Source organism: Pontibacter qinzhouensis, assembly GCF_008017455.1.
Lineage (GTDB): Bacteria > Bacteroidota > Bacteroidia > Cytophagales > Hymenobacteraceae > Pontibacter > Pontibacter qinzhouensis.
The window spans coordinates 38043-62486 of record NZ_VRTY01000028.1 but is presented as its reverse complement, the minus strand read 5'-3'; the positions used below and the strand labels follow the sequence as shown (position 1 = coordinate 62486).

General features: G+C 45.9%; 24 protein-coding genes and 1 other RNA gene. 9 read left to right on the top strand and 16 right to left on the bottom strand.

Going from position 1 to position 24444, the window contains the following annotated elements; all coding sequences use genetic code 11:
* The 4 genes from FVR03_RS09375 to ffs form a co-directional block, all read right to left on the bottom strand.
* A partial coding sequence (locus FVR03_RS09375) for a cell division ATP-binding protein FtsE (RefSeq protein ID WP_147921485.1) occupies positions 1-629 on the bottom strand: 629 nt, incomplete at its 3' end.
* A gap of 5 nt (positions 630-634) precedes the next feature.
* On the bottom strand, positions 635-838 hold the full coding sequence (locus FVR03_RS09370) for a fructose-6-phosphate aldolase (protein ID WP_147921484.1): 204 nt from the start codon (positions 836-838) through the stop codon (positions 635-637).
* A gap of 172 nt (positions 839-1010) precedes the next feature.
* A complete protein-coding gene (gene fsa / locus FVR03_RS09365) occupies positions 1011-1667 on the bottom strand; it encodes a fructose-6-phosphate aldolase (protein ID WP_147921483.1) in 657 nt (218 codons plus the stop codon).
* A 109-nt stretch (positions 1668-1776) separates the two neighbouring features.
* Positions 1777-1874, bottom strand: an RNA gene (gene ffs / locus FVR03_RS09360) — signal recognition particle sRNA small type.
* 364 nt (positions 1875-2238) lie between these two features.
* Here ffs and guaA point away from each other — a divergent pair.
* The 7 genes from guaA to FVR03_RS09325 all read left to right on the top strand — a co-directional run bounded on the left by guaA (position 2239) and on the right by FVR03_RS09325 (position 10916).
* The gene (gene guaA / locus FVR03_RS09355) at positions 2239-3768 is read left to right on the top strand and encodes a glutamine-hydrolyzing GMP synthase (RefSeq protein ID WP_147921482.1); all 1530 of its coding nucleotides are present in this window, start codon (positions 2239-2241) and stop codon (positions 3766-3768) included.
* Positions 3769-3918: 150 nt separating this feature from the next.
* Positions 3919-5631 (top strand): ABC transporter substrate-binding protein, encoded by a 1713-nt coding sequence (locus tag FVR03_RS09350; RefSeq protein ID WP_147921481.1) that lies wholly within the window; start codon positions 3919-3921, stop codon positions 5629-5631.
* A gap of 96 nt (positions 5632-5727) precedes the next feature.
* Positions 5728-7026, top strand: a complete 1299-nt coding sequence (gene hemL / locus FVR03_RS09345) for a glutamate-1-semialdehyde 2,1-aminomutase (RefSeq protein WP_147921480.1) — start codon at positions 5728-5730, stop codon at positions 7024-7026.
* A 290-nt stretch (positions 7027-7316) separates the two neighbouring features.
* Positions 7317-7985 carry an IPT/TIG domain-containing protein gene (locus FVR03_RS09340; RefSeq protein WP_147921479.1) on the top strand — a complete coding sequence of 223 codons (669 nt, stop codon included), beginning with the start codon at positions 7317-7319 and terminating at the stop codon, positions 7983-7985.
* A gap of 109 nt (positions 7986-8094) precedes the next feature.
* Positions 8095-9615 carry a T9SS type A sorting domain-containing protein gene (locus FVR03_RS09335; RefSeq protein WP_147921478.1) on the top strand — a complete coding sequence of 507 codons (1521 nt, stop codon included), beginning with the start codon at positions 8095-8097 and terminating at the stop codon, positions 9613-9615.
* 132 nt (positions 9616-9747) lie between these two features.
* Positions 9748-10284 carry a dCTP deaminase gene (dcd, locus tag FVR03_RS09330; RefSeq protein ID WP_147921477.1) on the top strand — a complete coding sequence of 179 codons (537 nt, stop codon included), beginning with the start codon at positions 9748-9750 and terminating at the stop codon, positions 10282-10284.
* A 191-nt stretch (positions 10285-10475) separates the two neighbouring features.
* Positions 10476-10916, top strand: a complete 441-nt coding sequence (locus tag FVR03_RS09325; protein ID WP_147921476.1) for a DUF4890 domain-containing protein — start codon at positions 10476-10478, stop codon at positions 10914-10916.
* A gap of 86 nt (positions 10917-11002) precedes the next feature.
* On the opposite strand, the gene gldC is transcribed toward FVR03_RS09325, so the two are convergent.
* Entirely contained in the window at positions 11003-11341 is a 339-nt protein-coding gene (gldC, locus tag FVR03_RS09320) for a gliding motility protein GldC (RefSeq protein WP_147921475.1), read from the bottom strand.
* 167 nt (positions 11342-11508) lie between these two features.
* On the opposite strand from gldC, the gene FVR03_RS09315 reads away from it, so the two are divergent.
* Complete coding sequence (locus FVR03_RS09315; RefSeq protein ID WP_147921474.1) at positions 11509-12447, top strand: endonuclease/exonuclease/phosphatase family protein; 939 nt, start codon at positions 11509-11511, stop codon at positions 12445-12447.
* Between the two features lie 285 nt (positions 12448-12732).
* On the opposite strand, the gene FVR03_RS09310 is transcribed toward FVR03_RS09315, so the two are convergent.
* Together FVR03_RS09310 and dnaN are read right to left on the bottom strand one after the other, a co-directional pair.
* The gene (locus tag FVR03_RS09310; RefSeq protein WP_187270101.1) at positions 12733-13899 is read right to left on the bottom strand and encodes a sensor histidine kinase; all 1167 of its coding nucleotides are present in this window, start codon (positions 13897-13899) and stop codon (positions 12733-12735) included.
* A gap of 397 nt (positions 13900-14296) precedes the next feature.
* A complete protein-coding gene (dnaN, locus tag FVR03_RS09305) occupies positions 14297-15421 on the bottom strand; it encodes a DNA polymerase III subunit beta (RefSeq protein ID WP_147921472.1) in 1125 nt (374 codons plus the stop codon).
* A 520-nt stretch (positions 15422-15941) separates the two neighbouring features.
* On the opposite strand from dnaN, the gene FVR03_RS09300 reads away from it, so the two are divergent.
* Complete coding sequence (locus FVR03_RS09300; protein WP_187270100.1) at positions 15942-16796, top strand: transposase family protein; 855 nt, start codon at positions 15942-15944, stop codon at positions 16794-16796.
* 17 nt (positions 16797-16813) lie between these two features.
* Here the strand turns inward: FVR03_RS09300 and gldG are convergent, their stop codons facing one another.
* The 9 genes from gldG to FVR03_RS09260 all read right to left on the bottom strand — a co-directional run bounded on the left by gldG (position 16814) and on the right by FVR03_RS09260 (position 24374).
* Entirely contained in the window at positions 16814-18517 is a 1704-nt protein-coding gene (gldG, locus tag FVR03_RS09295) for a gliding motility-associated ABC transporter substrate-binding protein GldG (RefSeq protein ID WP_147921470.1), read from the bottom strand.
* Positions 18511-19239 (bottom strand): gliding motility-associated ABC transporter permease subunit GldF, encoded by a 729-nt coding sequence (gene gldF / locus FVR03_RS09290; RefSeq protein WP_147921469.1) that lies wholly within the window; start codon positions 19237-19239, stop codon positions 18511-18513. The genes gldG and gldF overlap by 7 nt, the downstream gene beginning before the upstream one ends.
* A gap of 363 nt (positions 19240-19602) precedes the next feature.
* Complete coding sequence (gldA, locus tag FVR03_RS09285) at positions 19603-20520, bottom strand: gliding motility-associated ABC transporter ATP-binding subunit GldA (RefSeq protein WP_147921468.1); 918 nt, start codon at positions 20518-20520, stop codon at positions 19603-19605.
* A 173-nt stretch (positions 20521-20693) separates the two neighbouring features.
* Complete coding sequence (locus FVR03_RS09280; RefSeq protein ID WP_147921467.1) at positions 20694-21398, bottom strand: SDR family oxidoreductase; 705 nt, start codon at positions 21396-21398, stop codon at positions 20694-20696.
* 156 nt (positions 21399-21554) lie between these two features.
* Entirely contained in the window at positions 21555-21779 is a 225-nt protein-coding gene (locus tag FVR03_RS25185; protein ID WP_369410450.1) for a phosphoribosylanthranilate isomerase, read from the bottom strand.
* Positions 21780-21806: 27 nt separating this feature from the next.
* Positions 21807-22214, bottom strand: coding sequence for a hypothetical protein (locus FVR03_RS25180; protein WP_369410449.1), 408 nt, complete (start codon positions 22212-22214; stop codon positions 21807-21809).
* Between the two features lie 343 nt (positions 22215-22557).
* Positions 22558-22842 (bottom strand): PG0541 family transporter-associated protein, encoded by a 285-nt coding sequence (locus tag FVR03_RS09270; protein ID WP_147921466.1) that lies wholly within the window; start codon positions 22840-22842, stop codon positions 22558-22560.
* 287 nt (positions 22843-23129) lie between these two features.
* A complete protein-coding gene (locus FVR03_RS09265; RefSeq protein WP_147921465.1) occupies positions 23130-23324 on the bottom strand; it encodes a hypothetical protein in 195 nt (64 codons plus the stop codon).
* Between the two features lie 330 nt (positions 23325-23654).
* A complete protein-coding gene (locus FVR03_RS09260) occupies positions 23655-24374 on the bottom strand; it encodes a hypothetical protein (RefSeq protein WP_147921464.1) in 720 nt (239 codons plus the stop codon).
* Positions 24375-24444: the final 70 nt, after the last annotated feature.

The following is a 24444-nucleotide window of genomic DNA, read 5'->3' as shown; positions in this document are numbered from 1 at the left end:
TATCGCTGAATAATTTCGTAGTTGTGGGTGGCCATTAACACGGCGGTTCCGCTGTTGTTGATCTCCAGGAACAGTTTCATAATATCGTCGGCTACCTCCGGATCGAGGTTACCGGTAGGTTCATCGGCAAACAAAATAACAGGCTCGTTTAGCAGCGCCCTGGCAATAACAATGCGTTGCTGCTCCCCACCAGATAACTGGTGCGGCATTTTAGAGGCAGAGGCATCGAGCCCGACCCGCATCAGCACCTCCGATATGCGTTGCTTTAGTTTGGCAGAGTCTTTCCAGCCGGTTGCCCGGAGCACAAACACCAGGTTTTCGGCCACAGTACGATCAAAAAGCAACTGGAAATCCTGGAAAATAATACCGACTTTGCGCCTCAGAAAAGGCACCTGCTTGCGCGGAAGCTTGGTCAGTTTAAAATCGGCTACTGCAGCAGATCCTGCTAGTAGAGGCAGGTCGCCATAAAGTGTTTTCAATAAAGAACTTTTTCCGCTACCGGTGCGCCCCACCATGTACACAAACTCCCCTTTCTCAATATCGAAGTTAACATTGCTCAGTATGGTGTTCACATCTTGGTAAACGGCTACATCGCGTAGCGAAACCACCGGGGAAGAAGAAAAATTCATGGGGACTAAATGTCTAATTTCTGTAATTTACCAAAAGCCAGCCCGGCTATAACTGAGGATAAAGCTTCTTCTTTGCCTCCAAGTCCGTATCGTTCCAGGTTTTTGAGAGGGCGATCGGCCCTGAAGTAGGCAATAAGCACAAACTGTTCGTCGCGGAGCTGAATGTAGTCCGGAATTTTGGCTTTACCTTTTACTTTAATGATATACATGTTTTTTTTAGATGTTAGATTATAGATGCTAGATATTAGACTTTGGGAACTAACAAAAGAAACGAAGGTAGCTAAAGCACAGAAAATCTGAATTCGCCTCTGTTCAATTCATTAAATTTTGCCATACAGTACCAGTCTAATATCTATCATCTAACATCTAATATCTTAGAAACTATTTATTCCCGCTGGCGTGGTCAGCCAGGAATTTCTCAAGGCCGGAATCAGTGAGTGGGTGCTTCAGCAGGCCGGTTATAACAGAGAGTGGGCAGGTAACCACATCGGCACCAACCTCAGCGCACTGCAGCAGGTGCATAACGTGGCGCACAGAAGCGGCCAGCACTTGCGTCTGGTAACCGTAGTTGCCATAAATAGTTACGATCTGCTCAATAAGGGCCATACCGTCTGTAGCAATATCATCCAGGCGGCCTACAAACGGAGAAACGTAGGTTGCACCAGCCTTGGCTGCTAACAAAGCCTGGCCGGCAGTAAACACCAGGGTACAGTTTGTTTTAATACCTCTGTCGCTGAAATACTTGATGGCTTTTATGCCTTCGCGGATCATCGGTACTTTAACTACAATGTTCGGGTGAAGTTCAGCCAAAGCCTCTCCTTCTTTTATAATACTCTCATAATCAGTGGCAATTACTTCAGCGCTGATATCGCCATCTACAATTTCGCAGATTTGTTTGTAATGAGCCATTACATTGTCGTGGCCAAAAATGCCCTCTTTCGCCATGAGCGAAGGGTTAGTTGTTACACCATCTAACACACCCATGTCGTGTGCTTCCTGAATTTCTTTCAGGTTTGCTGTGTCGATAAAAAATTTCATAACGCTATTGCTATAGTTTTGTCTACAAATCTAACGCATTATATGAGATTTGGGAAAGAAATGCTGTTTTTTTGGGGGAAGTGGCTGAGCACTGAGGCAGGGGCAAAAAAAAGTGGCAAACCAACATCGCGTCGCTACAACCGCCTACCCTTGCTCACTTCCGTGCCTGGGGGAGTTCGGCGGGAGCTGACCGTGCCGATTTGCCGTTGCAAAGGTAGGCAAAAACCCATGCAATGCAAATAGTGCCGCCACAAAAATTATTTAAATGAAAGTACCCTTCCAAAGGTTTTTTAAGATTTTAGGCTCAAGGGTATCGTTACCAATTACTTATACATTTGGAGCTACAAAATAAAACTTTCAACTTTCTTCAGACCTCTCCTCCACTTCCTTTACCTACTTTGCTTTTTTGTACAGAAAACCTTAAACGTCCCGCCTATTTCCAGATTATCGAAACCTCAAATTCTCAAACCCGGTAGTTGCTATAGCTCCTGAACCTGGCAGGTTTTTGAAACACGGCAGGTTTGTTCGGCTACTTATTGGCAATTATCTGAAAAGAGCCTTACCTTTGCGCATGCCAGAAAAAATCCTCATTCTCGACTTCGGCTCCCAATATACCCAGCTAATTGCAAGGCGGGTGCGTGAGCTAAACGTTTACTGCGAAATTTATCCGTACAACAATGTGCCCGCCCTTACCGAAGATGTGAAGGGTGTTATCTTATCGGGTAGCCCCTGCTCTGTTCGCGACCAGGACCACCCGACGCTGGATCTTAGCCAGTTTATGGGGCAGGTGCCTTTACTAGGCGTTTGCTACGGTGCCCAACTTATAGCACACGAACACCAGGGCGAAGTAACACCATCTACGATCCGCGAATATGGCCGTGCCCGCCTCTCTGAGCTGCACACCACCAGCCGCCTCATGAAAGAGTTAACTCCAGGCTCTGTTGTCTGGATGTCGCATGGAGATACCATAAAAGAAATTCCTTCAAATTTCGAGGTAATAGCCAGTACCGAATCGGTGCGGGTGGCCGCTTTTAAACTGCAGGACCAGGAAACCTACGGCATTCAGTTTCACCCGGAGGTGACACACTCCGACGAAGGCAAGATTCTGCTCCGCAACTTTGTAGTGCACATCTGCGGCTGCGTGCAAGACTGGACTCCCGACCAGTTTATAGAAGCCACTGTGGCTGAACTTCAGCAAAAAATCGGAAACGACAAGGTGGTGCTCGGCCTCTCTGGCGGTGTAGACTCCAGTGTGGCTGCCATGCTCATTCACCAGGCTATCGGCAAAAACCTATACTGTATTTTCGTAGATAACGGTCTGCTCCGCAAAGATGAATTCGAGAGTGTGCTCGACTCCTATAAGCACATGGGCCTGAACGTGAAAGGCGTTGATGCCAAGGATCGGTTTTATGCTGCCTTAGCTGGTATTTCAGATCCTGAACTGAAACGCAAAGCCATTGGCCGTGTGTTTATTGAAGTGTTTGACGATGAGGCGCACCAGGTAGAAGACGTGAAGTGGCTGGCACAAGGCACTATTTACCCCGATGTAATTGAGTCCATTAGTGTAAAAGGTCCTTCAGCTACAATTAAATCGCACCATAACGTGGGTGGCCTCCCCGATTTTATGAAGCTGAAAGTAGTAGAGCCTCTTAACACGCTTTTCAAGGACGAGGTTCGGCTGGTAGGCAGAACCCTTAAAATCGATGAGAACATTATCGGCCGTCATCCTTTCCCTGGTCCCGGATTGGCAATTCGTATTTTAGGCGACATAACCGCAGAAAAGGTACAGGTTTTGCAGCAGGTAGATCATATCTTTATCAGTAACTTGAAAAAGACCGGCCTTTACGATGAAGTCTGGCAGGCAGGCGCTATTCTAACACCGGTGCAGTCGGTGGGCGTAATGGGTGACGAGCGCACGTACGAGAACGTAGTAGCCTTGCGGGCCGTAACCAGTGTAGACGGCATGACAGCTGACTGGTGCCGGTTACCGTATGAGTTCCTGGCAGATGTTTCGAACGAGATCATCAACAAAGTAAAAGGCGTAAACCGCGTGGTCTACGACATAAGCTCTAAACCACCCGCTACAATTGAGTGGGAGTAGTTCTAATTTTGAGTGAGTGAGTGAAGGAGTGAGTGAGTAAAGGAATTTGGAATCAGTGAGTTTAGATTAACAGTGCTTCATTTTACAGACAATATTCATTCTCTCACTCTCTCATTTAATTATTCCAAATTCTATTAATTATCAGGAAATATGAGGAAAGGCTTTTTAAAGCGTATTGCAGGTGGTTTGCTGTTGGCAACGCTGGCTTTGCCAGTAGGTGCGCAGCAATTGCAGAACTTTGAGGTAAACTATAATAATGGCAAAGTACTGCTGCAGCAAAAACGTTTTGAGCAGGCTATGGCTGAACTTAAACCTGTTACAGCAGCTGTTTCTGGTAACGAGCTTGCGCCTGAAGCCTCCTATTTATATGCCTTAGCAGCTTTTAGAGCCAACAATTCACAGGAAGCCCAGCTCATGTTGGGCCAGTTAAAACAACAGCATGGGCAATGGGAAGGAATGGCGGAAGCCGATTATTTACTTGCAAATATTCTATTTGAGCAAAAGGAGTATGAAAGAGCAATCGCCACACTCGAAAGAGTAAACGCAGGTTCGCTGGCAACTGAAGCAGAGCGCATGAAACGCCATTACCTCAGCCGCATTGCCGACAGGGAAACACTGGAAGCACTGCAGCAAAAGCATGCCTCCGATAAAGTAATAGCCCAGGTGTACGCCGACAAGCTCCTGGCTGGCTGGTATCGGCCACAGGATAAAGCTTTGCTGGAGCGGCTGGTGGCAAAACATAACCTCGATCGTAAACATTACCTGAACCCGGACGCACTGCGCAAAAAATCCTACCAGGTAGCGGTGCTCCTCCCCTTCCAGCTAAACCAGGATTTAGGGCAATCAGCTCGCAAAAACCAGTTTGTAACCGACCTCTATGCCGGCATGAAACTCGCCCAGGATTCGCTGCAGAAGCAGGGAATTACAGTGGAGCTTTTTGCCTATGATGCAGGTTCGGATACGGTGGCTGTGAAAAAGCTATTCGCACAGCCGGAGCTAAAGCAAATGGACCTTGTTATAGGTCCTATTTACAAATCGACTGCCAAAGTGGCCATGCGCTTTGCCGAAGAGAACCAGGTAACAGTTATAAATCCGCTTTCGCAAGACCCCGATGTGGCTGGTAATAGTGCGCGCGTACTTCTGTTCGAATCTTCGGTAGCCACGCAGGCACAGCAGGCAGCCACTTATGCCTATCAGAATTTTACGCCAAAATCTGTTGCCATACTCTACGAAGGCGCGACTTCCGATACCACCTTTGCCCGCTATTACCGACAGCACTTCCTGAAATTGGGTGGCAAAGTTCTATCTTACAAAAAAATAAATTCGGAACAGTCTTCTGCCACAGCAGGTGTTTTTAAGAACCTTACTATGGCTGATGTAGGTCATTTAGCTGTTTTTTCTGATAGAATGACGGCAGCAGTTAACACCATGAGTCTGTTGAACAGCCAGCCAACCAGAATACCACTCATCACCTACGATAAGTGGCTGGACATAAATCAGGTCACCATTAGGGAGCTAGATGATCAGGAGGTATATTTTATATCCCCTAAATATTTCGATCAAACGGCTACCAGTGTCCGAAATTTCAGGAAAAGATACGTGTCGCGTTATAATGTGCCGCCATCTACCTACGCCTACTCCGGTTTTGAAATGCTCTACTACTTTGGCAGTATGCTACAGGAATACGGACCTTCTTTTAACCAGAACCTGCAGGTAGCAGGCACCAAACGTGGTGTGCTCTATCAGGGCCTGGGCTACACTAATCCTGCCAACCGCACCGATTTCCGCAACGACAACCAGTATGTACCTATTACCAAGTTAGAGAACATGCAATTAATGGTGGTAAACCCAGCCGGCTTTTAACATTCATGTAGCAACTTAAACGACTAACTTCTCTAGCTTCTTATACCAAACCTGCTGGCTCTCAAAAGCCACATTTACTATTTAGATTTAATTTCTATGAAAATAGCTCCAATCAGCAACGAATTATTTGAGCGTGCCCAACATTCTATTCCGGGTGGTGTAAACTCTCCCGTGCGTGCCTTCAGAGCCGTTGGCGGCAACCCAAGATTTATGGTTTCGGCCAAAGGTCCTTACATGTTCGATGAGGATGGCAATCAATACATCGAGTTCATCAATTCCTGGGGACCAATGATTCTGGGGCATGCTCCGGAAATGGTACAACAGGCAGTGCAGGAAGCTATTCCGAACTCCCTCTCCTTTGGAGCACCTACCCGCAAAGAAATAGAGATCGCTGAGTTAATAATCAGCATGGTTCCTTCTGTTGAGAAGGTGCGTATGGTGAACTCCGGCACAGAAGCAACTATGTCTGCTATTCGGGTGGCAAGGGGCTACACCGGCCGCAGCAAAATCATAAAGTTTGAAGGCTGCTACCACGGCCACGGCGATTCTTTCCTGATAGCAGCAGGTAGCGGTGCCATAACCCTTGGCGTACCCGATAGCCCCGGCGTTACTAAAGGTGTAGCTTTAGATACACTCACAGCACCTTACAACAACCTGGAAGCAGTTAAAGCCCTGTTAAATGCAAACCCCGGAGAAGTAGCAGCTATTATTCTGGAACCTGTTGCAGGTAACATGGGCCTGGTACTACCAAAGCCGGAATTCCTGCAGGGCCTGCGCCAGCTTTGCGACCAGGATGGCATTGTACTCATTTTTGATGAAGTAATGACCGGCTTCCGTTTAGCGCCAGGTGGTGCACAGGAACTCTATGGCGTTACGCCAGATATGACAACTTTGGGTAAAATTATTGGGGGCGGCATGCCAGTAGGAGCCTATGGTGGCAAAAAAGAAATAATGGATTACGTAGCACCAGCTGGTCCTGTTTACCAGGCAGGTACCTTGTCGGGTAACCCGATCGCTATGTCGGCCGGGATGGCGATGCTGCAGCACCTCCACAGCAACCCTTCTATCTATAACCAGCTGGAAAGCACCACGACCACCATTGTAGAAGGCATGAAAGAAAACATGCAGAAGTTAGGACTAAACTATTCCATCAACCAGGTCGGCTCCATGTTCAGCATATTCTTTACCGAACAACCTGTCACTGATTTCGAAAGTGCTAAAACTTCTGATACAGCTTTGTTTGGCCGCTACTTCAACGCCATGCTGCAGCGGGGCATTTACCTGGCGCCATCGCAGTACGAGGCATTGTTTGTATCTACAGCCATTACAGATGAATTAGTGTCGAAGTATTTACAGGCAAACTTTGAGGCACTACAGGAGGCGCAACAACAGTAGCGACCCATAATTCTAGTAAATAAAGGCAGCTCTGGGAAACGGGGCTGCCTTTATTGTTTTATGGTTGCGCAAAATATGAATACTAATCTGGGCTGTGTGGAGAATGAGCAACAGCGGTTAATCAGCACATGTAGCCAATCTTTTTAAGTTTCATTACTTTAAAGAGTATTTTAAGATTTAATTCCAATAAAAGACAATTTTTTGTGCAATATTTCTTAAATTAAACCAATTGTTATAACAGTAACTTTACTGGGATTTTACTTATTTTAATAAAGTAAAAAAGTATTCCAATGAACAGAATTTTCTACCTCTGCTTATTATGCTGCCTCTCCCTCCTCTCCTGGAGCTGCGAAAAAGACAGGGAGCAGCAGCAAATTATAATTGAGAGCATAAATCCTGGTGAGACTTTATTAGGAAGCAGCAAACTCAACAGCTGCATGATTGGCGATACTCTCACCATTTACGGACATCATTTTAGCTTTATTCCTTCAGGAAACCAAGTAACGATACATGGCATTCCGGCAATTGTTGTCACTGCTTCTGGAAATGAATTGAAAGTGGTAGTACCTGAGGGCATACCATTTGCTTATGTAGACCTACTGGTCGCCAGACGTAACTACCTGGCTGCTTTACGCACCATCAGCATAAACGAGTACCCCTCGCCGGAAATTACGGGCGTGAGACCGACAAGTGGCAGCGCAGGAACAGTAGTCACCATTTATGGCAAGCAACTCGACAAAGCCATCCAGGCCAATCAAATTATTGCCTTTACGGATGTCATGGGTGAAATGCTTCCTAAAATTGCTTATCCGCTTCTCGTGGCATCCGCAGACTCTATTCAGCTTACCATTCCTTCTGATGCAGGTTCAGGACCAGTTTATCTGCCGGTGAAGCCGAACCAAAGTGTCGAAAATAACTTTATTTTTCTCAGGTCGCCTGTGTTTACGGTAGTTCCGTAGTTGGCAGCAAGAATAGAGACCGAAGAATTGAAAATGTTCACCAACAGCTAATCTGGATCAGAAGCTGGAGTCGGTTCAGAAATAGTGTTAATACAAAAATTGATTACCAATGAAAAAGCTTCTGCTACTCCCGCTGATTTTCCTGTTGCAACGGGAAGCCTTTTCCCAAAAGGAAGCCAGTTTTTGGTACTTCGGTAATAAAGCGGGGTTAGACTTTCGATCTGGCAATTTGGTTCCTCTGAACAATGGGGCCCAACAGATAAGACATTCCAACTGGAACCTATCTACTGCGGTAGCATGCGATCCACAAACAGGAGATCTACTCTTTTACACAGATGGCGTAAACGTGTGGGACAGTAGCCATCAGCTGATGCCAAATGGGCAGGATTTAAATGGCAGAGGCTACGGACAAACAATTTTGATTGTGCCCGTTCCTGGTGATGATAAACGGTTCTACCTTTTTACACTCTACACGGTTAGCTATGGCTTGGCAGCCAATCAGCTCTACTGCCATCTTATAGATATGAACCTGAATGGAGGGCGAGGAGATGTACTAGCCTCATCAAAAAACACTCTCTTGCAGGAAAATCTGGTAAGAAAGGTAACTGCGGTTCCTCATACCAATGGTAAAGATTATTGGCTGCTCACGCATGAGTTAGGCACAAACACTTTTAAAGTGGCTGCTGTTACTGCCAATGGTATATCTAATTTTACATCACAGTCAATCGGAGAGGTACACGGTATAGAAAATAATCCCAATTCACTTGCCGCATCAATTGGTTATCTAAAAGCCTCTCCGAATGGCACCAAACTGGCAAGCACTATTGATGAAGATGTCCCTAACCCGATTAACCTGTTTGACTTCAACGCGCAGACAGGCTTGATTTCCAATTACAAGCCATTATGGGCTCCGGGGAGAGCTTATGGCGTGTCCTTTTCCCCTGACAACACGAAGCTTTATGTATCTATTACCAGGCTGTATTCAAGAGAACTTAAAGAACAGGCAAATCATGTTTTCCAGTATGATGTCAGTACAAACGATCTGGATGCCATTAACGCATCGGCTACAGGACTTATAGTAGATAACCCTAATACCAATATACTTACAGATCGGAATAGAGGCGGATTTGATTCTTGTCTGCAGTTAGCCCCGGATGGCAGGATCTATAGCGGAGATAATCCGTTGGCACCTCTGGAAAGAACATCAAACGAGTACCTGCTCGTGATAGACCATCCAAACAGGAAGGGCTTTGACTGTAGCATCAATCTCAGATATTTTAATTTTCGAGGAGCAGAGGCAGCTGGCCTCCCTAACTTTATTGAATCATATTTTAATGGCATAGTGGCAGCAGAAAGAACAGATGCTGAAGATTGTTTCCTCTCTACCATAACATTTTATCCCAATCCGACTACTGGAAAAGTGCGTTTTGGTTTTGAAGGTGACTGTGTTTCAAATCAATTTTTCAGTCTTAGGATAGTCAATGCCATCGGCCAGCAGGTGCTGCGGGAGCAGCAAATGACAGTTGCAGATGAGTTGGATATTTCGTCTATTGCCTCTGGAGCATACATGCTTAAACTTACTTTTCCGGATGGTCAGCAGGTCATAAAAAAAGTGATAAAGGTAAACTGAGCCTCCTGCTCTATCAATTATTCAAATGAAAATCCCCTTCCAAAGCTATTTTTGCTTAAAATCGCCAAGGCTTTTCTTATAGCTTGTGTCGAATGAAATGCGTACTTTTGCGCCCCGACCTTACATAAAACCATGATACTGACAGATCAGCAAATTTTAGAGGAAATGGCCAAAGGTACCATCCTGGTGGAGCCTTTTAACCATGCCTGCCTCGGCACAAACTCCTACGATGTACATTTAGGCCGCTACCTGGCTACTTACCGCGATGAGGTGCTGGATGCCCGGCAGCATAACGAGATAGAGGTGTTTGAAATTCCGCAGGAAGGGTATGTGCTGCGACCGGAAACCCTGTACTTAGGTGTTACCCTCGAATACACCGAAACCCATGCTCATGTGCCTTTTCTGGAAGGTAAGTCGAGTGTTGGCAGACTTGGTATCGATATACATGCCACTGCTGGTAAAGGCGATGTAGGCTTCTGTAACACCTGGACCCTGGAAATATCAGTTACCCAGCCCGTACGCATCTATTATGGCATGCCTATTGGTCAGTTAATTTACTTTGAAGTAAAAGGTGGCATCACCAACTATTACAACCAAAAAGTAAATGCCAAGTATAATAAACGAACTATTACGCCAGTAGAATCTATGATGTGGAAAAATGAGTGGTAGAAACTGCTCCTTAAATTTTCATAAGATGTAAGAAAACTAGTGCTCTTTTTGAAAGATATTTAAGGCAACTGACACTTCATTTTAAATAAGTCGAATTGGACGGAATTATTCTGCTGCTAGTCATGTTATCTATACAACCAGGGCATAAAAAGGCCATCTGGTAGTATACAACGCTCAAAACCTACAGACTTATGAAAAATCTAATTGTATTAACTTTCCTGGTAATTGGTATCGTGTTTGGAGCTGCTGCCACCGGCAATAACCTGGTAGAGCAACGGGCTAACAACCTGACCGATAAAATGATCAGGGAACTGCGTCTTAACAATTATCAGTCGAATAAGGTAAGAGAGATTAACCTCGATAAAGCCACTAAAATGTTGGCTGCTGAAAAAGAATTCGCAGGTAACCAGGAAATGCTGGATCAGAAATATAAAGCTATAAGCGCAGAGCGTGACCGTGAACTGGAGCGTGTTTTAAGTACCGTGCAGTATAACAGCTATTTCGGATCGAGAAACGTGTTAACTAAATTTGATCAGCAGTTTATGGCTGAACTTAACAAAAGCGAAGATAAGGCTCCTGTAGCTGTTACTTCGGGTTCAGAATCAGACGCTACTGTATCAACCATTAATTAATAAGGTACCCTCCTTAAAAGCAGAAGAGCCACCGTGTTTCGGTGGCTCTTCTGCTTTTAAGGACAGCTAACTTGGCAAAAGGCTTCTTAACCTTGCTTGCTGTTTTGCTCCTCTACGTGCTTCATCAGGTCTTCGCACAGGGCACGCATCTTTTGGGCCATTACCTGGTCGTTTGTAGCAGTCATAATGCTTTGGGCCATGGCCCCGATGCTATCTATACAAAAATACTTCATCTCGTCTACCGGCATATCTTTTGTCCAGAGGTCAATTTTCATGGTACCGGCCTCATCTCTGTCCCAGAGTGAAATATTAATGGCCTTGGCAAAATGTATTTTTTCTCCAGCGTCTGTAGCTCTCCAGCTAATGGCTTCCGGCACCTTTTGGTCATCCAGGGCAATGCTGAAGTATATTTCTGATTTCTTCATTTTTCTGTAATTAAACTTTATACTATATATCTCTCGTACTATCCTTGACACTAAAATTTGTACAAAGTTACACGATGCGCCACGGAATTAAAATCTTCTTTACCCTTTTTATACTGACTGCCTTTTCAGGCTGTAAAGTATTTTCACCTTCAGGCAAAAAAGCAGCTATGCTCACCATTGCCTTTTACAACCTTGAAAACCTGTATGACACTGAAAATGACCCAGCTATAAAGGACGACGCGTTTGCACCAGGTGGTACCCACAACTGGACAGAAGAACGTTACAAAGCCAAGTTAAACGACCTGGCTAACACCATAGCCTCTATGGGCGATAAAGGTGGGCCCGCTGTTCTCGGTGTAGCAGAAGTAGAAAATAAGCAGGTGCTGGAGGACTTAATAAAAACCTCTGCCCTGCGCGATAATAAATACGAGATCATTCATTACGATTCGCCTGATGCTTCTGGACTGGATGTTGCGCTACTTTATAAACCCAGGCACTTCCAGCCAACTGCTCATGCCTCCTTACCCATTGGTTTTGCTGAAGCTAATTACCAGACTACGGGCATTCTGCAGGTAAAAGGCCTTCTTCGAAACGAGCCTGTTACCTTGTATATAAACTACTGGCCAAACGGTACCGGGAGCACTCGCATCAGGGAAAGCCGAAAACGAGCCGCTGCCATTACTTTGCGCCAGGAAATAAACGAACAGCAAAAAATCGATAAGGATGCAAAAATTATTGTAATGGGCAACTTTGCAGTAGACCCTTCTGCCGATGTGCTGGAGCAGGCGCTACTTGCCACAGGCCGGCCTGACCCACTTTACAACCAGGAGCTGTTCAATGCCTTTTACATGCACCACATCAACAAAAAAGGAAGTTCCTTTTACCGCGGCAGCTTTCAGATGCAAGACCAGATAATGATCTCCAAATCGTGGATAGGGGGAACTGGCCTTCAGTTTGTGAGGGGCTCTGCCACAATTCACCAACCGGAGAACCTGAAGCACACCTTCGGCAAATACAAAAACACACCGCGTAAAACCTATGCAGGCGCTACCTACCAGGGCGGCACCAGCAGCCATTTCCCTATTTACCTGAAGGTTCAGCCCTAAACTGAAACAGGTTAAATGAAAAAAGCAAATGGGCTGCAGGCATAAGCTAACGGTAACATCAGGCATTCATATATCTTCATTTCTGATCGATAAAATCTTATGTCCTGTGTCCTGCGTCTTATGTCTTCTGTCTTATAACAGATGGCAGTACAGTTTGAAAGTTCGATGAATCAGGTTATATTCTTTTGTAGGAAAGAACGGTTAGCAGGCAAATTATTTGAATAAAAATGCCCTTCCAAAGCCTCCGAGCTGGTTTAGGTGTCAAGGGTACTTATTTGGTAAACATTAAGCGCGTTGGGCCAGCGGGAGCTTTATCTGGAAGGTGGTGCCTTGGTTTTCTTCGCTTTCAACCGTTATACTGCCTCCGTGCTGCTCCACCAGCTTTCTACTGATGTTCAGTCCCAAACCAACAGAAGCCTCGCCATTCAAGCCCTTTCGGCCTGCTTTAGAGAAAGGCTTGAAGAGGTGCTGTTGCAGGTGCAAGGGCACACCAATGCCATTGTCTGAAATCTTAATCTCAATGTTCTGCCCGTTTTCTTTTACCTGCACCTGAATAAGGCCATTTTCCGGTGTAAACTTAACTGCATTAGAAATCAAATTATCGAGTACCCGCTGAAACTTCTGTAGGTGCAGGTTTACAAACAAGTCCTTTTCAGGAAGCGAAAAAAGAAGCTGTTTGTTGTGCGTTAGCTTCTGTTTCCACTCTGCCTGCACTTCCTGCAGAAACGCATACACATTTACCTGATTTGTTTTTAGCTCCTGGTTTTGCTCCAGTTGTGCCAGCTCCAGCAGGTCGGCAATCAGCCCTTTTGATTTATAACAGCTTTTTAAAATAAGGTCGTAAAATTCTTCCTGCTTTTCAGGTGCCATGCCTTTTCGCTTGCGAAGCAACGTCACCAGCATTTCAATATTCGCAAAAGGCGCGCGCATGTCGTGGGCCACAATGCGCAGTATTTCCGATTTGGCACTGCTTATTTTCTGAATCTTCCGCTGTTGCGCCTTTATAAGCTTTACCTGCATGTGGTGGTGAAGCCTGTAACTATATATAACTCTGGAAATAAAGAAAAAGCAGGTCAGAATGAAGATGGAGCCGAAACTGTTCAGCACCTCCTGCTCCAGGGTAAGCGAACAAAGCCAAAGACCAATGCTAAAGTTCAGACTTACCAGCACCATCAGCACCAGCACTTCTTTTAGCGAGAACACGAAAAACACTGCCGCACACAGCACCCCCAACAAATACATGGTCATGTTATTCTTCGGGTTATTCTGAGCAATAAACGACACCGCCATGCAGGAAGAAATAAACAGCACCGCGTAGAGAACACAAAATTGCTGCGACAGATTAGCATGCTTGCGGTAGTTTTTCTGGAGCAACGTGGCAAGCGGCCAAGTTACCGCAGAAACAAGGAACAGAAACAGGCTATTATAGAAAAGAGCATCTGCCTTAACCATAAACTTGCCATACTCGATAAAAAAAGAGCTAAGCAAAAGCAGACCAGTAATTGAAAATAAAATTAGTGCGACCAGCCGTAACACATGCAGGTTCTGAACAGCATATTTATTCTTGAAAGACTTAGCATAAACAGCCGGCGCAGCGCGAAAAAAATAAAGAGTTAATGTCTGCATGTGTCACTTCAAAAAAAGAAGGGAGAATGAATTTAGCTAGAATGAATGTAGAGCAACAGCCGTAAGAATAGATGATCCGCCCAATTTTTTACTATAACTAAGAACAGGCAATGTAGTAGAACAGGTTCAACTAAAATGATATATAGTAAAATTTAATATTTGGGTATAACACAGAAAAGGCCGGATAGCCGGCCTTTTCTGTGTCTATGGGAATGTGAACTTGTTATACGTAATTGTTAAGCATGACAGGCATCACCAGCATCAATACATTTTCGTTTTCTTCGTTCGCTAACGGCATCAGCAAACCTGCTCTGTTTGGCGTCGAGAGTTCAAACGATATCTCATCAGAATCCATGTTGTTGAGCATTTCGAGCAGGAACTTGGCATTAAATCCTATTTCCATGTCCTCGCCTTCGTACTGGCACGAGAGGCGTTCGTTGGCTTCGTTAGAGAAGTCGAGGTCTTCGGCAGATACCTGTAAATCGCTTCCGGTCAGTTTCAGGCGGATCTGGTGCGTTGTTTTGTTCGAGTAGATGGAAATACGACGAACAGAGCTAAGCAGATCGGCACGGTCTATTACGAGTTTATTCGGATTCTGCACCGGAATAACGTTTTCGTAATCAGGATAACGCTCATCGATCAAACGGCATATCATCCGGATGTTATCGAAGCTGAAGAAGGCGTTAGAATTGTTGAACTCCACGCGCACCGTTGTCGGCTCGGATGGCAGCGTAGACTTGAGCAGCGTAAAGGCCTTGCGTGGAATGATCAGGGAAGCTTCCTGGCTTGTAGAGATATCCTGGCGGCGGTAACGCAGCAGGCGGTGACCATCGGTTGCTACAAATGTTACATTATCTGAACGCAGCTGAACAAAAATACCCGTCATAGCAGGTCGAAGTTCATCGTTGCTAACAGCAAAAATAGTTTTGTTAATTGCCCGGGCCAGCACGTTAGACGGCATCTCGATGGCGTTACCACCTTTTACAACAGGCACACGCGGAAAATCTGTGGCATTCTCACCAGACAGCTTGTAACGGCCATTGGCGGAGCTGATCTCAATCGTATACGTTTCCTCATCTATCGTGAACGTTACAGGCTGATCCGGAAGGTTTTTAAGCGTTTCCAGCAAAATCTTGGCCGGTGCAGCAATGCGTCCGCTCTCTCTTGCCTCTACCTGCAGCTCGGTTATCATGGATGTCTCCAGGTCACTGGCTGTTATGGTAAGGGTGCTGTCGTTTATCTCAAAGAGGAAATTCTCCAGAATAGGAACCACAGGATTGTTAGTTACGACCCCGTTTATGCTGGATAACTGCTTCAGTAGAGCAGATGATGTTACGATAAATTTCATTACGCGTGCCTATAATGTTATTTGGACAAAGTTATAAATAATTCGCATTTGTCCTACGTGTAAGGTAAGCCCTTTTTTGCAAATTATCACTTAAAAAGGAGTAAAAATGCCTGTTCGTGAAGCAAACATCTGTTAAGAGGTTAGACACAGGCTGTAGGTTTTTAGCTAGAGCACCTACTCTACTACAAAAAGCTCCTGTAATCGATCTCTTAAACTTCAAGAAGTATGGCCTTATTTTTAATGAAAGTGAACATGCTGCATTACCTGCTACCGCCTTTACTTGATAGAGGGAATAAATTATGCTAATAAAAATAGCCTCCGGAAGCTTTTAACATCAAAAATAGTCAAGGGTCTATTATTTCCTTAGAGCCCTAAACAGGAATCGATTTAATAAATGATATTACGATAAATTGTTGATGAGCTGAAAACGAACTAAAGCGGCCAGGGAATGGCTTTTAAGGTTATGCAATTCCTAAAAAAAAGCCAAGCCTCTGACCGCTCTATGATCAGTTTAACGTCCTTGACAGTATCAGAGTTTTTTGATTTGCTGGAAGAATTCGATTCTTTATGGCAGCAGTATCATCCCCATTATGACCTGAAGGGCAAGCGGCGTGTGCTTGAGAAGTTCTCCGAGCATGGCTCGATGAGTTTGAAAGGGAGCACAGATAAACTTTTCTTCGTGCTGTATTATCTCAAGCACAACCCGCTGCAGTCAGGCATGGCCTTGACCTTCCAGATGAGCCAGGGTAAAGTAAGCCAGTGGCTCAAGGTGCTTCTTCCACTGCTTTGCAAGGCGCTGCAGCGCCTGCAGATGCTGCCAGTCCGGGAGCCTGGTGGGCTTTACATGACACTGCGCCTGCTCGCAGGGCAGGTGGTGTACATGGATGCCACAGAAAGACCCGTGCCACGCTCCGTAAACTGGGAGCGGCAAAAACACGAGTATAGCGGCAAGAAGGGCTGTCATACAAACAAAAACCTGCTGGTGAGCGATGAGCATAACCGGGTGCTCTACCTGAGCCCGACAGTGGAAGGAAGCCTGCATGACAAGGCACTGGCTGATGAGATGGAGCTTGAGTTTGTACCTGAAAAAGGCCTGCTGCTTGACCTGGGATTTGTAGGTTACAAGCCAGAGGGAGCGCAGCTCTGCCTTCCGGTCAAAAAGATGCCTAACCAGCCATTGTCAGAATATGATAAACTCTACAACAGCTTGCTGGCAAGCATCAGAGTAAAAGTGGAGCATGTGATGGCAGGTGTCAAAAGAGTCAGAACGGTGAAAGACAAAATGCGGCTGCATGGGGATCAGATCAGAGATAAAGTAATGCTCATCGCTTGCGGTTTACAAAACATCAGAGTCACCTATAGAAACTTATCGTAATAACCTTTAATTTTCCACTACCTTTTCTGCTCATACTTCCGCTTGCGCAGGTAAAAACGTGTAAACCCAAAAATGGTGAGCAGCACCAGGGGCAGCACCAGGTTGAGGAGTTGCCAGTAGGTTCGCTCCTGCTTTACCCGCACCTTGTCTAAAGGCCTTAATTTAATTTCTTTGCTGCGCACGTTAATCAGTCCTCCGCCATCGAGCATAAAATGGATAGTGTTAAGGGCTAATTCGCGGTTCGCAAACTTTACATTGTTGTACCTGTCGAAGCCAAGTTCGTAAGGCTGACCCGTGCGTGGGTTAACATCGTTCCGGACCAAATCACCATCCGAAAAAACAGCTATTTTGGTTTCAGCACCTGCTTCTTTTACAGTTGTGGTGGAAGCACCTGCAGGGGCCCGCCTGTTCCGGAAAAGGGAGGTAAACTTACCTTCGAGCAAATAACCAACAGGTTGCGGCCCCGCCATAAACTGTTCCGGCCTTACTTCCATGCGTGCTTCTTCGAGTGTTATCGGCACCGGAGGCTGCAGCACCCTGGAGTAGTTGGAGGTAAAGACCAAGGGCGTTTTCCGGATACCATCTGCACGCACGGTGTCTAGAGTTCCTATAAATTTAGAATAAACGGCATCGAGGTTACGCGTAATCGGGTGCTGACTAAAATTGTTCAGAAGCGGGTAAAAGCGCCAGCTAATCATTTCTGTTTGCGGTCTGTCGCCCATGTAGCCAGTTACTACCGGAATAAACCCTGAATTCAGGTCCATAATCATTTCAGGGTTCAGGCGCACGCCGTACCGGAAAAGCAGATCGTCGAGGTTGAGGTTGTAGGGCATAGCAAACATGCCTCCTGCCCCCACACTATCGAGGTTGGCTTGCAAGGCGTCTACAAAAAACACCGCTTTGCCCCCGTTCATTATAAACTGATCAATCTTAAACTTATCGAGTTCCGAAAAAGGCTGCGTCGGTTTAGCCACAACAATCAGGTCGAGGCCCTGCAAATCAGGAATTTGAGAAAGTTCGCCACGCGCCACGCGGTAATACTCACCCAGAGACCCTACCAAATCGGCCACCTGTTGCATGTCCAGCTGCCCCTGCCCCATTATGTAACCAATCGTTTTTTGGGCCGGAAAAGCAATTTTACGAATAGCAGCAGCGATTTCATACTCCACCCCCTCTACCGACTGGTTCAGGCGTTGTTCTGCAGAAGCAGCCAGGTTTCCTTTCAGCAGGTTTACGGTCGCCTCTTTGCCTTTGTACTTTACTATAGCCCCCGGAAACACGAGGCGCTCGACCTGCTTACCCTCTTCGCTGGCTCTGAGGTTAGTCGGCATTATGCCTTTTTGTGCCAATTGTGTAAAGTAATGTGCCCGGGCCGTGTCGTTGGCAATGGCGGTAGGGTCTATGAAAACGGTCCTGATGTTGCCGCCTGCATATTGCTTAAACTCATTCAGTGTCTCCCGCACCGACTGCTGGAGGCGCTTAAAACCTGCCGGGAAATCGCCTTCGAGGTACACCTCCACCACCACATCGTCTTCGAGGCTGGTCAGCATCTGTTTTGTAACCGGAGCAATGGTGTAGCGTTTGTCTTCGGTCAGGTCTATCCTGAAAAAATAGGAAGCCGCCAGTATGTTCAGCAGTACAATGCCTCCAACCAAAGCCAGAAACCTTGTTATATCGCGGCTGCGTTTTGTCTGGGTAGTTTGCGGCTGCTCTGTTACCATTTTCTGCTTTTCAGTACAAGTTTGGTTCCTAACACCATCAGGGTAATTACGCTTAAAAAATACAAAACATCTCTGGAGTCGATGAGGCCTTTGCTGATGCTGCTGTAATGAAAAGCGATACCTAACTGGCTGATGGCATACCCGGCAGTGCCCCACAGCGGCAAGGTAGCTATGAGATCGAAACCGGTATAAATAATGTAGCACAGGAACACGGCAATTACAAAAGAGATGATCTGGTTATCAGAAACAGAAGAGGCAAAAACTCCGATAGCCGTAAAAACGCCCGCCAGAAAGACCAGCCCCAGGTAAGACCCTACCACAGCTGCCGAATCGATGTTGCCGACAGGATTGCCAAGTTCGTAAACTGAGTAATAGTATAGCAGCGAGGGCAGCAGCGCCAAAAGAGAGAGTAAAAGGGCGGCAAAATATTTCCCCAGAATAAGCTGTAGGTCTGTAATGGGTTTGGTCAGCAGCAGCTCCATCGTGCCTTCGCGTTTTTCTTCGGCAAAAGTACGCATGGTAATGGCCGGTATCAGGAACAGGAACAGCCAGGGAGCCATGTTAAAGAGCGTCTGCATATCGGCATAACCATAATCCAGCACATTGCTATCCGGGAACACCCACATAAACATCCCGATCGCCACCAGAAACACCGCCATCACAATGTAGGCAATGAGCGAGTTCAGGAAGCCGTTAAATTCTTTTTTAAGTATCGCCAACATTTTTTGTTAGATGTTAGATGCTAGATTATAGACACCAGATTTTTTGTTTCGCTTAAATTAAGACTTACCGAAGCCTATTGCACTAGTGCTCCTCTAACTTAATTTATGGAGTTATGCTACCTACAAAAGAGCTTCAAAGCGGCCAGAGGCCGTGGAATAATCGTCAAGAACGAGAACACTCGCGCCAGCATAATTTTTAATTTCTAATTTTTAATTTGAAAGAGCACTAATATTCAACCTTAATAGGATAAGTACTGCATTTAAAATTTGACAAGGTACTTCATGCTTACACAAATGGATTCTTTTACAAGTTAAATCCCAAAACAGTCTAACATCTAGAATCTAACATCTATAATCTAATTTCTAGCTTTTCGTTAACTGCTGAAAGATTTTTTCCAGGGAGCTTTCTTCTTGCCGGAGCCCTACAAGCGGCCAGTTTTGTTCAGAGGCAATTCTGAAAACGGCAGAGCGGATATCGGCATCTTTGCGGGAGGTGACACGGTAGGTATGGGGTTGCTGCGCCGGGCTTACCTGCAACACACCGGGTATGTGTTGAAGTAAATCGGAAGCAATGGGCTGCTCAAACTCCACCAGTGTCACTTTCTCGTTTCGGCTGCCTGCCTGCAATGATGCCACATCGCTATCGGCCACCAGTTTGCCCCGGTTAATAATCACGACCCTGTCGCAGATGGCTGTAACCTCCTGCATAATGTGGGTAGAGAAAATAACGGTTTTGTTCTGGCCAACCTGCTTTATGAGGGAACGGATTTCAACGATTTGGTTAGGGTCCAGGCCGGTGGTTGGCTCATCAAGAATGAGCACCTGCGGGTCGTGCACCAGTGCCTGCGCCAGCCCTACCCGCTGCCGGTAACCTTTAGAAAGTGTCCCGATTTTCTTGCCCTGCTCCAGCGTAAGCCCGCACAACTCTACCATCTCCTGCACGCGCATTTTGGCTTTGCTGCCTTTAAGCCCATAAATGGAGGCAACAAAACGAAGATACTCGTGCACATACATATCGAGGTAAAGGGGGTTGTGCTCTGGCAGATACCCCACGTGCCGCCGAACCGCCATGGTGTCTGCTGCTACATCGTAGCCATTTACCAGTACGGTGCCGGCACTTGGCGGAAGGTAGCAGGTAGCAATTTTCATGGTAGTAGACTTGCCGGCACCATTCGGCCCCAGAAATCCCAGAATCTGTCCCTGCTTTACTGTAAACGAAATATCGTCTACGGCTCGTTGTGAGCCAAAAATTTTGCTTAGACCTTTTACTTCAACAGACAATGTATACTTTCCTGATTATGATACAGATAGTTTACCTTTAAAGGCTCTTTTCCGGCTAAAACTGTGCCAGAAGAAAAGCGGATTAATCCACTTTCGCAGATTATAACGAAGTCTCCATTTCCATGCGGAGAACTTCTTGAAAACAAAACTACAAAAATCAGGCGGGTCTGTTACTATTTCTTTTGCTTGCCTTTTGGCATTAGCGGCCGAACTTCTATGTCTACGTGGTGGTAATTGGGGTCCGATTCCAGCACATGCACCAGGGTAGAGGCGATATCTTCGGGGCGCATCATGTTCGGGCTTGCCGGTGAATTCTCTATGTTATCGAAAAAGTTTGTGCTGGTGGAGCCAGGGTATATACAGGTTACTTTAATGCCGAACTCCCTCACCTCCATAAAAAGAGAATGCGAAATGCCTGTAACAGCATGTTTGGTAGCAGCATAGCCTACCATACCCGGCACCGGATTCTTACCGGCAATAGATGAGATGTTAATGATATGCCCCTCCTCCTGCTCTTTCATGCCCGGTAAAACCTGGCGCGTGCAGTAAAAAAGGCCATGCACATTCGTATCGAACATCGTATGCCAGTCTTCCAATGGCTGCTCTTCGAGGGGAGCCTGCAGCCCGAGGCCAGCATTGTTCACCAGAATTGAAACAGGCAGTTTAAATTTATGAAGTGTCTGGTCAAAGGCTTCCTGCACCGCCTCCGGCTTCCGGACATCACATGCAAAAAAATGAAAATTAGCGTGCTGTAGATCAGGGGCGCTTCTACCCCAACCTGCTACTTTTACGCCCTTCTCCAGGAGCGCCTGCACTGTTGCCAAACCAATACCATGGCTCACGCCGGTTACAACTGCCAATTTACCTTTTACTTTCATATCATTGCTTTTAAGTCACTCAAAATCAGATAAATTTTTTAAAGAAGAGAAAAAAAGGTTTAACTGCAAACATCCAGATTATTCTAATGTTTTTGGCCTTCAGAAGAAAAAAGATGCTTTTTGGGTCAAGGGTATGTAGGCGATTTTGGTATGATGTTATACCATGTCGACTGCTTTTAAAAACTTCTCCAGCTTGTATTGGTCAAGTTGCCCGCCTGTTCTCACACCACTGCAAACATCTACACCAAAGGGCTGCACCACCTCAATCGCCTCCCGCACATTTTCCGGTGTGAGGCCGCCTGCCAAAAAAATAGGTTTGCCAATGCTCTCGCGTATTCTGCGGCTAATAACCCAATCGTGTATCCGTCCTGTGCCCCCCAGTTCTTTTTCTTTTAACCTGGGGTTACCCTAATCCAGTAATATGGCATCTGCATATTCAGCCGCTTGCTGGGCCTCCTCCACCGAGTGCTCATCCAGCACATGCACCACCTGCACCAGTTTAACCCCTGGCAAGGCCGCACGAATTTGGGCGAAGGCACCAGCGGCTATAGCATCTACTAATTGAATGGTATTGGTTTGAACCAGTTGGTGATGGGCAATAATAGCAGCTGAATCTGTGCGGCTTGTTAGCAAAAAAGTAGCAATAGGTGGCGGTACAGTGCGGGTTATCTCCTGAATCAGCTGATCGTGGATGGTGCCGGGGCCACTTGGCATTTCGCCCACCAGGCCGAGGGCAGCTGCACCACAGGCTATAGCTACCCGGGCTTCCTGGGTGCTGCTGATGCAGCAGATTTTAACACGTGTTTTTGCTTGCATAAAGGGTAATTTTCCGGTTACCTATGAGCTACACTATAACCTGCAACCTAACTTATCGGAATTCGAACTTGTACTACCATCTGTTATAAGATACAAGATGCAAGATTTTATCTTTATCCTAATAAAAGGTTAAAAATTAATTGTTGATTTCCGATAAGTTGAATCGTCATCTATATCTCAAATATTAAATATTAGAATTTAGAACTATTCAGGAAGCAATACACCACATGGACATATCTTACTACAAGTTTTTTCATTGCCTCAATCAGAGAAAACTATTTCAGTTCTCTAAAACGATGCTAGAGTATAGTCCTGCTAATGGCGCGGCTAATGCAAAAAATTGCTAACCTACCACCGTTTCTACCTCCCAGCGAAAGGCTTTTAGGCCCTGCTCTTCCGAAGCCCGGTCCAGTCCCTGTAAACGTGAGATTAAGTCTGCGGCTTTTGCTTCTTTGGTAACCGTAAGCATAGCATTGTTGAGGGCGGGCCAGGTGTGGGTGCCCATACGTAGTTCGCCCTGAAAATTGCCTCTGTACTGCAGATCGGTAAATTTTGTAAATCCGCGTATCTCCAGCTCATCAAGCAGCTCCACTATGTCTTCCGACAAAGCCTGTTTGAAGATAATCATTATTCCATTCATTTTAGTATCCTGTCATTTTTTAATGATATTCCAGAAGCATGTTTTCTTCCACTTCGAGGCCACCACATTGTATCTTTGAGTAGTATGACCCATCATCTGGCTGTAATTTGTTTCTGTTAAGTGTAGAAACAAATTACAGCCATTTCCTGCTTTACCTATTTTATAATCAGACACATAAGTCTGATAGATGAATTTTTTCTACAACCTGGCTCAGCCTCAGAAATCACATCATTTATCTTCTTCATTTCACGTTTATTAAGAGTACTGGCCTGATATTAACCAGAAAGTAGGCTTACCTTATGCTTGCGCTTGAGATGGAAGATGGCGTACATAACCGGTACAAACACAAGGGTAATGAGGGTAGAGAAAGTTAGGCCTCCTTGCCGCGTGTTACGGATCACGATCTGCTTTATCTCCTCCACAGACTTAAATTCAGCATCTATACGGACATTGTATTGCTGCCTGCCCACGGTTATATCTCCGCGGTGGCTGTGGCAGCGAGCATGACAACCGGTATGCTGCTGGCATTGAAGCGGTAAATAATGGGGTCTTCCACATCTTCCGGGAAAACAGCCTGTGCTCAGCTCAAGGCATCCCGCATGTTGTTCGAGGTCTCATCCAGGTAATACCCGATAAATTGAAAAAGTTTTAAAGCAGCCAGTTAGTTCTTTTAAAAACGAACTTAAAATGTTAGGATGGACAGAGACGGAGGGAGTAGCTGTGGAAGATCCAGGAAGCAAAAAAGCATCACGAACAGGGCTGTTGGTGATGCTTTACTTAAGCAGGTGAATGAGGATAAACTATAACCGATAAAGCAACCCCAGACGGAGAACTCTAGCGTAGGCTTCCGGATTACCACCGTCGTAAGACCCCAGGTAATTGGTAAGACCGTGGGCATAGCTAGCAGTTACACCTATGTGCCTGAAATACCCTGTTACTCCTACACGAGGCCTAAGGTCTACCGATGGTTTGTCCCGCTCTGCTTTAAAAGCCAGTTCCTCACCGTTAGCGACCTTCAGTTTGGCATTGTCGGTACTTTGGAGGCAAAAACCGATATCGGAGCCAGCAGTAACATCAACGGCAATTGGCCCGACCGAAAGCCGGCGGCCCAGAAATGGGTGTACGTTTATAAACTTATGCTGAAAGAAGGAACGTCCGTCGGCAGCTACATAGGTAAGGCTGCTATTGGCCATATGCCAGAAAGAATAAGCACCTGTAATATTTACTTTGCTTTGAAGAAATTCAGCCCCAGCCTGCAAGCCCAACACAACGTTGCCACGCGTGACCCGCTGCACCTGCCCGGCCACCCCCAGCGACAGCGTGAGCTTGTTTCCGTGAGGATTGTGCGTGTAATTCCAGCCTGATTGCTGTGTAATGTATTGTACAGTTGTGGAACTCTCTGCTGATGAGCCCGAAAAGCGATAAACCCCTGTATTGGCCTGCAATGAAAACTCCGTTTTTTGTGCGAAAGCAGTTGAGAAGGCTACTAAGCTAACTGCCAGAAGCATAACTTTTTTCATTGGTTCTTTCGATTTGTGGTATTTTAAAAAAGAGTTGCCAGGTGCTTTTTCTAGAAATTTAAATAATAGG